The organism is Streptomyces sp. NPDC058157 (assembly GCF_042884105.1).
In the GTDB taxonomy this organism is placed as follows: Bacteria; Actinomycetota; Actinomycetes; order Streptomycetales; family Streptomycetaceae; genus Streptomyces.
In genome coordinates this window covers 1-8,703 of sequence record NZ_JBHVUQ010000254.1, presented here as the reverse complement: position 1 = coordinate 8,703, position 8,703 = coordinate 1, and the positions used below count along the sequence as shown (strand labels likewise).

At 73.8% G+C, this 8,703-nt stretch carries 5 protein-coding genes and 1 pseudogene; 3 read left to right on the top strand and 3 right to left on the bottom strand.

Translation table 11 applies throughout. The features are described from left to right. Positions 1–189: pseudogene (locus tag ACFVXK_RS34525) on the top strand (hypothetical protein); the annotation flags it as partial. Here ACFVXK_RS34525 and ACFVXK_RS34520 read toward each other — a convergent pair. Beyond that, positions 186–2,534: a TIM-barrel domain-containing protein gene (locus ACFVXK_RS34520; RefSeq protein ID WP_389619956.1), complete on the bottom strand. Its 2,349-nt coding sequence runs from the start codon at positions 2,532–2,534 to the stop codon at positions 186–188. The pseudogene ACFVXK_RS34525 and the gene ACFVXK_RS34520 overlap by 4 nt on opposite strands. A gap of 287 nt (positions 2,535–2,821) precedes the next feature. On the opposite strand from ACFVXK_RS34520, the gene ACFVXK_RS34515 reads away from it, so the two are divergent. Beyond that, complete coding sequence (locus ACFVXK_RS34515) at positions 2,822–4,798, top strand: acetoacetate--CoA ligase (protein ID WP_389619954.1); 1,977 nt, start codon at positions 2,822–2,824, stop codon at positions 4,796–4,798. Between the two features lie 70 nt (positions 4,799–4,868). After that, positions 4,869–5,783 carry a hypothetical protein gene (locus ACFVXK_RS34510; RefSeq protein WP_389619951.1) on the top strand — a complete coding sequence of 305 codons (915 nt, stop codon included), beginning with the start codon at positions 4,869–4,871 and terminating at the stop codon, positions 5,781–5,783. 80 nt (positions 5,784–5,863) lie between these two features. On the opposite strand, the gene ptsP is transcribed toward ACFVXK_RS34510, so the two are convergent. Further along, complete coding sequence (gene ptsP / locus ACFVXK_RS34505; protein WP_389619948.1) at positions 5,864–7,534, bottom strand: phosphoenolpyruvate--protein phosphotransferase; 1,671 nt, start codon at positions 7,532–7,534, stop codon at positions 5,864–5,866. Positions 7,535–7,620: 86 nt separating this feature from the next. Further along, complete coding sequence (locus ACFVXK_RS34500) at positions 7,621–8,070, bottom strand: PTS glucose transporter subunit IIA (protein WP_389619945.1); 450 nt, start codon at positions 8,068–8,070, stop codon at positions 7,621–7,623. Positions 8,071–8,703 lie beyond the last annotated feature (633 nt).

Genomic DNA, 8,703 nt, shown 5'->3' with positions numbered 1-8,703 from the left:
GATCTCGACCCCTTTAGCTTCGTGGTCAGCCCCAGCGGTGTCGGAGCGCCGAACATCGAAGCCCGCCCCGGACGACACCCCACCCCGGCACCGACCCCGGCCACCCCCGACCCCCCGCCCGGCCAGGGCAACGGCCCCCGAAGCCACCGCCACCCCCCGCCCGACCAGGGCACCACCCCCCCCGCCTAAACCCCCCGCACCTCCACCCCGCTCACCACACCCCCCGCCTCGTCCTCCACCACCACCGCCTCCCCGGCCCACCGCACGGTGTACCGCTCGACCTCCCCCGCCCCGAACCCCGCCCCCGGATCCCGGATCACCACCCCGCCCCCGGTCCGCCCCCGCGCCGGCGCCCACGCCTCCAGCCCCACCGAGCCGTCCGCGCGCCGCACCGCCAGCACCGACCCCGCCCGCGCCAGCACCGGGGTGCGCCCGAGCGGGGCGTCCAGCAGCACCTGGGCCGGCCCCTCGTGCGCCGCCCCCGTCGCCGTGTCGTACCACCGCCCCCGCGGCAACCGCACCGCCCGCCGGTCCGCCCCGCACTCCAGCACCGGCGCCACCAGCAGCGCGTCCCCCAACAGGAACGCGTCCTCGCAGTCCCGCAGCCGCCGGTCCTCCGGCGCCCCCCACCACAGCGGCCGCACGTACGGCGCCCCCGTCCGCCGCGCCAGGTGCGCCAGCGTCACGAAGTACGGCCGCAGCCGCTCCCGCTCCGCCAGCACCCGCGCCGCCCCCCGCTCCACCTCCGGCCCGAACTCCCACGGCTCCCGCCGCCCCGCCCACAGCGCCGAATGCGTCCGGAACAGCGGCAGGTACGCCCCCAGCTCCAGCCACCGCAGGTACAGCTCCGGCGACGGAGACCCCCCGAACCCCCCCACGTCCGGCCCCGAGTACGGCACCCCGCACAGCCCCAGCCCCAGCACCAGCGCCAGCGACGCCCGCAGCCCCTCCCAGCTGCTCTCCACGTCACCCGACCAGGTCCCCCCGTACCGCTGCATCCCCGCCCACCCCGACCGGGAGAACAGGAACGGCCGCTCCTCCGGCCGCAGCCGCACCAGCCCCTCCCACCCCGCCCGCGCCATCGCCAGCGCGTACACGTTGTGCCCCTCCCGGTGGTCGCCCCCCGCCCCCTCCAGCACGTGCCGCGCCGACCGGGGCAGCGTCGCGTCCCCCCAGGGCGCGAACGACACCGGCTCGTTCATGTCGTGCCAGAACCCGGAGAACCCCTGCGCGAGCCGCTCCCCGTACAGCCGCCCCCACCACTCCCGCACCGCCGGGTCCGTGAAGTCCGGATAGGCGCACTCACCCGGCCAGACCTCCCCCCGCACCTCCCGCCCCTTCCCGTCCCGCACGAACGCCCCGTGCGGCCCGACCTCCAGCCCCGCCGCGTGCACCGAGTCCCCCACCTTCACCGCCGGGTCCACGATCGACACCAGCCGCACCCCGGCCGCCCCCAGCTCCCCGGCCAGCCCCGGCAGGTCCGCGAACGCCTCCCGGTCCACCGTGAACACCCGGTGCCCGTCGTAGTGGTCGATGTCCAGGTGCACCGCCGACAGCGCCAGCCCCCGCTCCGCGTACCCCGCCACCACCCGCCGCACCTCCGCCGCGCTCCCGAACCCCCACCGCGCGTGCTGGTACCCCAGCGCCCACTCCGGCGGCACCGCCGGTGCCCCCGTCAGCCCCGCCCACCCCTGCGCCACCCGCGCCGGAGTCCCCGGCAGCACCCAGCACCGGGCCGGCCCGCCCTCCAGCCGCAGCTCGCTCCACCCCGGCCGGTCCGCCCCCGACCCGGCCCCCTCCTCGCCCTCGCGCAGCACCACCCGCCCGTCCCAGGTGTTGTCGTAGAACGCCAGGTGCGTCCCCGCGTCGGCCACCACCACCTGCACCGGCATCGTGATGTACAGCGGATCGGTGTCCGGCCCGAACCCGCCCTTCGGATCGGTGTTCCACAGCCGGTACTCCCCGTCCCGCAGCCGGGGCCCCCGCGCCCGCCCGCCCAGCCCGAAGAACCGCGCGTCCGCCGGCACCTCCGCCCGCTGGAGCCACCGCGAGCCGCCCCCGCCCGCCCCCTCCACCGGATCCCACCACCGCGGCGGCAGCTCCCGCCGCAGCACCGCCCCGCCTGGGGTCCGCACCTCCACCGCCCCGTGCCGCGACACCGCCACCGTGACCCGCTCCGAGACCACCCGCCAGCCGCCCCCGGTGTCCGGCTCCAGCACCGCCCGCGGATCGGGCTCCGGCCCCCCGCCCCGCACCGCGTACGAGGGCTCCGGCGCGGCCCCGTCCCAGCCCCAGAACACCACCCCGCCCAGCCCCACCCGCACCGTCAGCTCACTGCGCGCGAACCGCAGCACGCCCCCGCCCGGCCGCGGCTCCGTCCCCTCCAGCAGCCCGGGCACCCGCGCCCGCTCCACACCCCGCGGAGCCAGCCCCTCCGCGTCCGTCCGCCGGTGGCGCAGCGCCGCGCGCCAGGCGCGCCGCCCGCGCGCCGTACCGAGCTCCTGCACCGCACGCACCAGTTCACGACCGTCCATGGCGATCACCCTGCCACCGCCCCCCGGCCGAGCGGGCGGCGTTCAACTGCCGTTCACCCGCGGACGCACCGACGGGACGGCGGCGGGGGACCGGCGGTGGGAACGGCGGGGAACGGCGGGGACCGACGGGACGGCGGCGGGAATCGCCCCGGGGCACCCGGGAACGGCTCTGGTGCGGATGTCGATCACATGGCATCGTCCCAGTGGGCCGCCGCGCGCACACCGACGCACCGGTGGCACCGTACGCACACGAAGCGCGAGCCACAGACTTGACCGGGAGCCCACCCATGACCTCTGCCACCCAGCCGGAACCCCTCTGGTCCCCGGGCCCCGACAGGATCGCCGCGGCCCGCGTCACCGCCTTCCAGGCCTGGGCCGCCGAACGCTTCGGCGCCCCCGCCGACGGCGGCTACCCCGCCCTGCACGCCTGGTCCGTCGACGAGCTCGACACCTTCTGGCAGGCCGTCGCCGAATGGTTCGACGTACGGTTCACCACCCCCTACGAGAGCGTCCTCGCCGACCGCTCCATGCCCGGCGCCCGCTGGTTCCCCGGCTCCACCCTCAACTACGCCGAGCACGCCCTGCGCGCCGCCGAGGACCCCGCCCGCGCCCAGGACCCGGCCCTCCTCCACGTGGACGAGACCCACGAGCCCACCCCCGTCACCTGGGCCGAGCTCCGCCGCCAGGTCGGCTCCCTCGCCGCCGAGCTGCGCGCCCTCGGCGTCAGCCCCGGCGACCGGGTCAGCGGCTACCTCCCCAACATCCCCGAAGCCGTCGTCGCCCTCCTCGCCACCGCCGCCGTCGGCGGGGTCTGGACCTCCTGCGCCCCCGACTTCGGCGCCCGCAGCGTCCTCGACCGCTTCGAGCAGGTCGAACCCGTCGTCCTGTTCACCGTCGACGGCTACCGCTACGGCGGAAAGCAGCACGACCGCCGCGAGACCGTCGCCGAGCTGCGCGAAGGCCTCCCCTCGCTGCGCGCCGTCGTCCACATCCCGCTCCTGGGCACCCCCGCCCCCGAGGGCACCAGCTCCTGGTCGGAGCTGACCTCCGGCGACGCCGAACCCGTCTTCGAGCCCGTCCCCTTCGACCACCCGCTGTGGATCCTCTACTCCTCGGGAACCACCGGCGCGCCCAAGGCGATCGTCCAGTCCCAGGGCGGCATCCTCCTCGAACACCTCAAGCAGCTCGGCCTGCACTGCGACCTCGGGCCCGAGGACCGGTTCTTCTGGTACACCTCCACCGGCTGGATGATGTGGAACTTCCTCGTCTCCGGCCTCCTCACCGGCACCACCGTCGTCCTCTACGACGGCAGCCCCGGCTTCCCCGACACCGGCGCCCAGTGGCGGATCGCCGAACGCACCCGGGCCACCCTCTACGGCACCTCCGCCGCCTACGTCATGGCCTGCAAGAAGGCCGAGGTCCACCCGTCCCGCGACTTCGACCTCTCCGCCGTCAAGTGCGTCGCCACCACCGGCTCCCCGCTGCCCCCCGACGGCTTCCGCTGGCTCCACGACGAGGTCGCCGAGGACCTGTGGATCGCCTCCGTCAGCGGCGGCACCGACGTTTGCAGCTGCTTCGCCGGCGCCGTCCCCACCCTCCCCGTCCACATCGGCGAACTCCAGGCCGCCTGCCTCGGCACGGACCTCCAGTCCTGGGACCCGGCCGGCAAACCGCTCACCGGCGAGGTCGGCGAGCTCGTCGTCACCGCCCCCATGCCCTCCATGCCGATCCACTTCTGGAACGACGCCGACGGCAGCCGCTACCGCGACAGCTACTTCGAGATGTTCCCCGGAGTCTGGCGCCACGGGGACTGGATCACGATCACCGACCGGGGCTCCGTCGTCATCCACGGCCGCTCCGACTCCACCCTCAACCGGCAGGGCGTCCGGATGGGCTCCGCCGACATCTACGAGGCCGTCGAACGCCTCCCCGAGATCAAGGAATCCCTGGTCATCGGCCTGGAGGAACCGAACGGCGGCTACTGGATGCCACTCTTCGTCCACCTCGCCCCCGGCGCCGTCCTCGACGAGGCCCTGCGCAAGAAGATCGCCGCCACCATCCGCGAGCAGCTCTCCCCGCGCCACGTCCCCGACGAGGTCATCGAGGTCCCGGCCGTCCCGCACACCCTCACCGGCAAGCGCATCGAGGTCCCCGTCAAGCGCCTCCTCCAGGGCACTCCGCTCGCCAAGGCGGTCAACCCGGGCTCGGTCGACAACCCGGACCTGCTCGCCTTCTACGAGGAGCTCGGCCGCACCCGGAAGTGACTGTCAGTGGGCGTGGTTACGCTGAGTGAGCAAGCCGTCGCGCCGCCCGGCGCGCCACTCAGGGGGAACCATGAACACCACGCCCAAGCCGTCACGACCCGCCTCCCGCCTCCGCCGTGAGCTGCGCCGCGAGGTCCCCAGCACCGTCGGCCTCCTCGCCGACGCCAGGGACTTCGCGGCCATGCGGGACTACCGCAGCTTCGCCTTCGACCCCGGCGACGACTACACCGACTACCTCCACCACGTCGACGCCCTGCTCCGCTCCCTCGCCGCCCAGGGGATCCACACCACGGTCGCCCTCTTCGACCCCGACGAGTACGCCGACTACTGCGCCGACCACGGCCTGGACCCCGACAGCGCCCCGACCCGCAGCCGCTTCACCGCCGAACTCGCCTGCGGCCCCGCCCTGCCCTACGACGGCCGGCCCGTGGAGGAACTGGTACCCCTCCTCGTCGACGCCTCCGTCCGCCAGGCCACCTGGGAGTACGCCGGCGCGGTGCTCGCCGGCGTGGGGGAGTGCGCGGACTGCGGGGAGGACATCGGCCGCGCCTCCTTCGAACGGGCCTCCACCCTGGTGCGCCGCCTCGTCGACGGCGCCGGCCCCGGCCGCCACCACCTCGTCTGCAGCATCCCCACCGAGGAACAGCAGCTCATCGCCGTCCTGCATGCCGAGGCCCCCGACGAGCCCGGCGCACCGCTGCGCGCCGAGGGCCGCGACCAGCTCGACTTCGTGACCGTCCTCGCCGCCGGCCTTGCCCTCGGCGGCCCCGGCGGACTGGTCCTGCGCAGCAGCACCGCGGGCTTCCACGACCGGGTCCACGGCTGGCGCCTGGAACACGGCCGCCTGCTGCCCCTGTCCGCCGCGGCCGTCTTCGACGCCTACTGCACGGACGCCGACACCGGCGACCCCGTCGCCCCCGAACCGGGCGTCGAGTACTGCCCCGGCTACGAGGTCGACACCCCCGGCCCCCACGGCCGCCCGTAACCCCGCAGCCCCTGCCCCGAAACGGCCGAGGGGCCCCCGCCCACGGCGAAGGCCCCTCGACCGGTACGACAGGCGCCCGGCTACTCGCCCGACAGCACCGCCTGCGCGGCCACCCGCGCCTCCTCGGCGGTGTCCGCGGCCCGCGCGGCCGCGGCCGCGCGCTCGCACTGCGCCAGGGTGTACTTGGCGAGCGTCGCCCGCACGTACGGGATCGACGCCGCACCCATCGACAGGGAGGTGACCCCCAGACCGGTCAGCACACAGGCCAGCAGCGGATCCGACGCGGCCTCACCGCAGACGCCGCAGCTCTTGCCCTCCGCCTTGGCGGCCTCGGCCGACATGGCGATCAGGTCGAGCAGCGCCGGCTGCCACGGATCCTGCAGCCGCGACACCGCACCCACCTGACGGTCGGCGGCGAAGGCGTACTGCGCGAGGTCGTTCGTGCCCAGCGACAGGAACTCGACCTCCTGCAGGATCGAGCGCGCCCGCAGCGCGGCGGAGGGGATCTCCACCATCGCCCCGAACTTCGCCACCAGACCGGCCTCGCGGCAGGCGTCCGCGAACGCCTTCGCGTCGATCCGGTCGGCCACCATCGGGGCCATCACCTCGAGGTAGACCGGCAGCCCCTCGGCCGCCTTCGCCAGCGCCGTGAGCTGCGTCCGCAGCACCTCCGGGTGGTCCAGCAGCGTCCGCAGACCACGCACGCCCAGCGCCGGGTTCGGCTCGTCCGCCGGAGTCAGGAAGTCCAGCGGCTTGTCCGCGCCCGCGTCCAGCACGCGCACGACCACCCGGCCCTCGGGGAAGGCCTCGAGCACCTTGCGGTACGACTCGATCTGCTTCTCCTCGGACGGCGCCTTCTTGCTGTCGTCCAGGAACAGGAACTCGGTGCGGAACAGACCCACACCCTCGGCCCCGGCCTCCACCGCGGCCGGCACGTCCGCCGGACCGCCCACGTTCGCCAGCAGCGGCACCTTGTGACCGTCGGAGGTCGCGCCCGGACCGGAGGAGGAGGCCAGCGCCGCCTTCCGCTCGGCCGCGGCGGCCTCCAGCTCGGCCCGCTTCTGCGCGGTCGGCTCCACGAACAGGTCACCGGTGCTGCCGTCCACGGCGATGACCGTGCCCTCGGCGATCTCCCCGGCACCCGGAAGCGCCACGATGGCCGGCACGCCCAGCGCCCGCGCGAGGATCGCGCTGTGGCTGGTCGGCCCGCCCTCCTCGGTGACGAAGCCGAGCACCAGCGCCGGGTCCAGCAGCGCGGTGTCCGCGGGCGCCAGGTCCCGCGCGATCAGCACGTACGGCTCGTCACTGTCCGGCACACCCGGCATCGGCACACCGAGCAGGCGCGCCACGATCCGGTTGCGCACGTCGTCCAGGTCGGCCACCCGGCCGGCCATGTACTCGCCCGCCCCCGCGAGCAGGTCGCGGTAGGAGGCGAACGCGTCGTACACGGCCCGCTCGGCCGTGCTGCCGACGACGATCCGCCGGTCCACGTCCGACATCAGCTCGGGGTCCGTGGCGATCATCGCCTGGGCCTCGAGCACGTGCTGGGCCTCGCCGCCCGCCAGTTGGCCGCGCGCCATCAGGTCGGCCGACACGGCTTCCACGGCCTGACGGGCGCGCCCCTGTTCGCGCTCCGCCTCGTCCGCGGAGATCTGCTTCGCCGGCGGCTCCAGGACGGCCGTACCCATGTGCCGCACCTCGCCGATCGCCACACCGTGGCTCACGCCGACGCCTCGCAGCGTTGTCTCCATTTCACCCGTCTCCGATTGAGCGGCGGCCGCAGCCGCCGCGGTGGATGTCCGACCCGCCTGTGGGAGCAGGCGGACGCCTTGAGGTCCTACTGCCAGCTGAAGAGGGCGTCGTCGGTCTTGACGTCCCCGGACTCGACCACGTCGGAGAGGGAGTCGGCCGTCGCCTCCAGCGCCACGACGGGGCACACCGGCGACTTGCCGGCGGCCTCGACGGCGGCCGGGTCCCAGCGGATGACCTCCTGGCCGCGGACCACCGTGTCGCCCTTGTTCACGAGCAGCTCGAAGCCCTCGCCGTTGAGCTGGACGGTGTCGATCCCGAGGTGCGTCAGCACGCCGTGGCCCTCACCGTCGACCACGACGTACGCGTGCGGGTGCAGGGAGACGACCACGCCGTCGACGGGGGACACCGCCGCGGAGGGCTCGCGCACGGGATCGATGGCGGTGCCAGGACCCACCATCGCGCCGGAGAACACCGGGTCGGGCACTGCCGCGAGTCCGATGGCGCGTCCGGCAAGTGGGGACGTCACGCTGGTCATGGGGGCCTCCCAGGGGGTGGGGCATCTTCGTGTGAAGGATATTGCACAGCTTGTACGGGTTCGCCCGATGTCGGTACCGACCCGGGCTGACCCTTCGACACGGAGACTAGTGGACTAGACCGGTGGACTAGACCATACGCGTGAATGGATTTGCCTGCGCCCCACGGGGCCTGTACTGTCGTGACTCCCGCCGAGACGTGTTCCGTGAACATCTCGCGAACAGTCGATGGCCGGGACTCCTCCTCAAGCAGTGACGATCTCGATCTCCACTCCTGGAATTCGGCGTGCCCTTTGGCGCGGCGAGCGGGTGGTCGGAGAGAAGGAAAAGCACTGATAGAGTCGGAACCGCCGGAAAGGGAAAGCGCGAAAGCGAACGACCTGGAAAGCGAGCGAGAAAGACTCTGATAGAGTCTGAATCGCAAGAACGAAAGCCCGGAGGAAAGCCCGAGAGGGTGAGTACGAAGGAAGCGTCCGTTCCTTGAGAACTCAACAGCGTGCCAAAAATCAACGCCAGAAGTTGATACCCCGTCCACTTCGATGGATGAGGTTCCTTTGAAAAAGACCTGTCGGGCCTTCGGGCACTGGCAGGCAACCAAACACAGCGAGGACGTTGTGGTCAGTCGGTCATATTCC

Bases quoted from the DNA above. Each gene is read 5' to 3' on its own strand.
- ACFVXK_RS34520 (WP_389619956.1), bottom strand. From the start codon at position 2,534: ATGGACGGTCGTGAACTGGTGCGTGCGGTGCAGGAGCTCGGTACGGCG.
- ACFVXK_RS34515 (WP_389619954.1), top strand. From the start codon at position 2,822: ATGACCTCTGCCACCCAGCCGGAACCCCTCTGGTCCCCGGGCCCCGAC.
- ACFVXK_RS34510 (WP_389619951.1), top strand. From the start codon at position 4,869: ATGAACACCACGCCCAAGCCGTCACGACCCGCCTCCCGCCTCCGCCGT.
- ptsP (WP_389619948.1), bottom strand. From the start codon at position 7,534: ATGGAGACAACGCTGCGAGGCGTCGGCGTGAGCCACGGTGTGGCGATC.
- ACFVXK_RS34500 (WP_389619945.1), bottom strand. From the start codon at position 8,070: ATGACCAGCGTGACGTCCCCACTTGCCGGACGCGCCATCGGACTCGCG.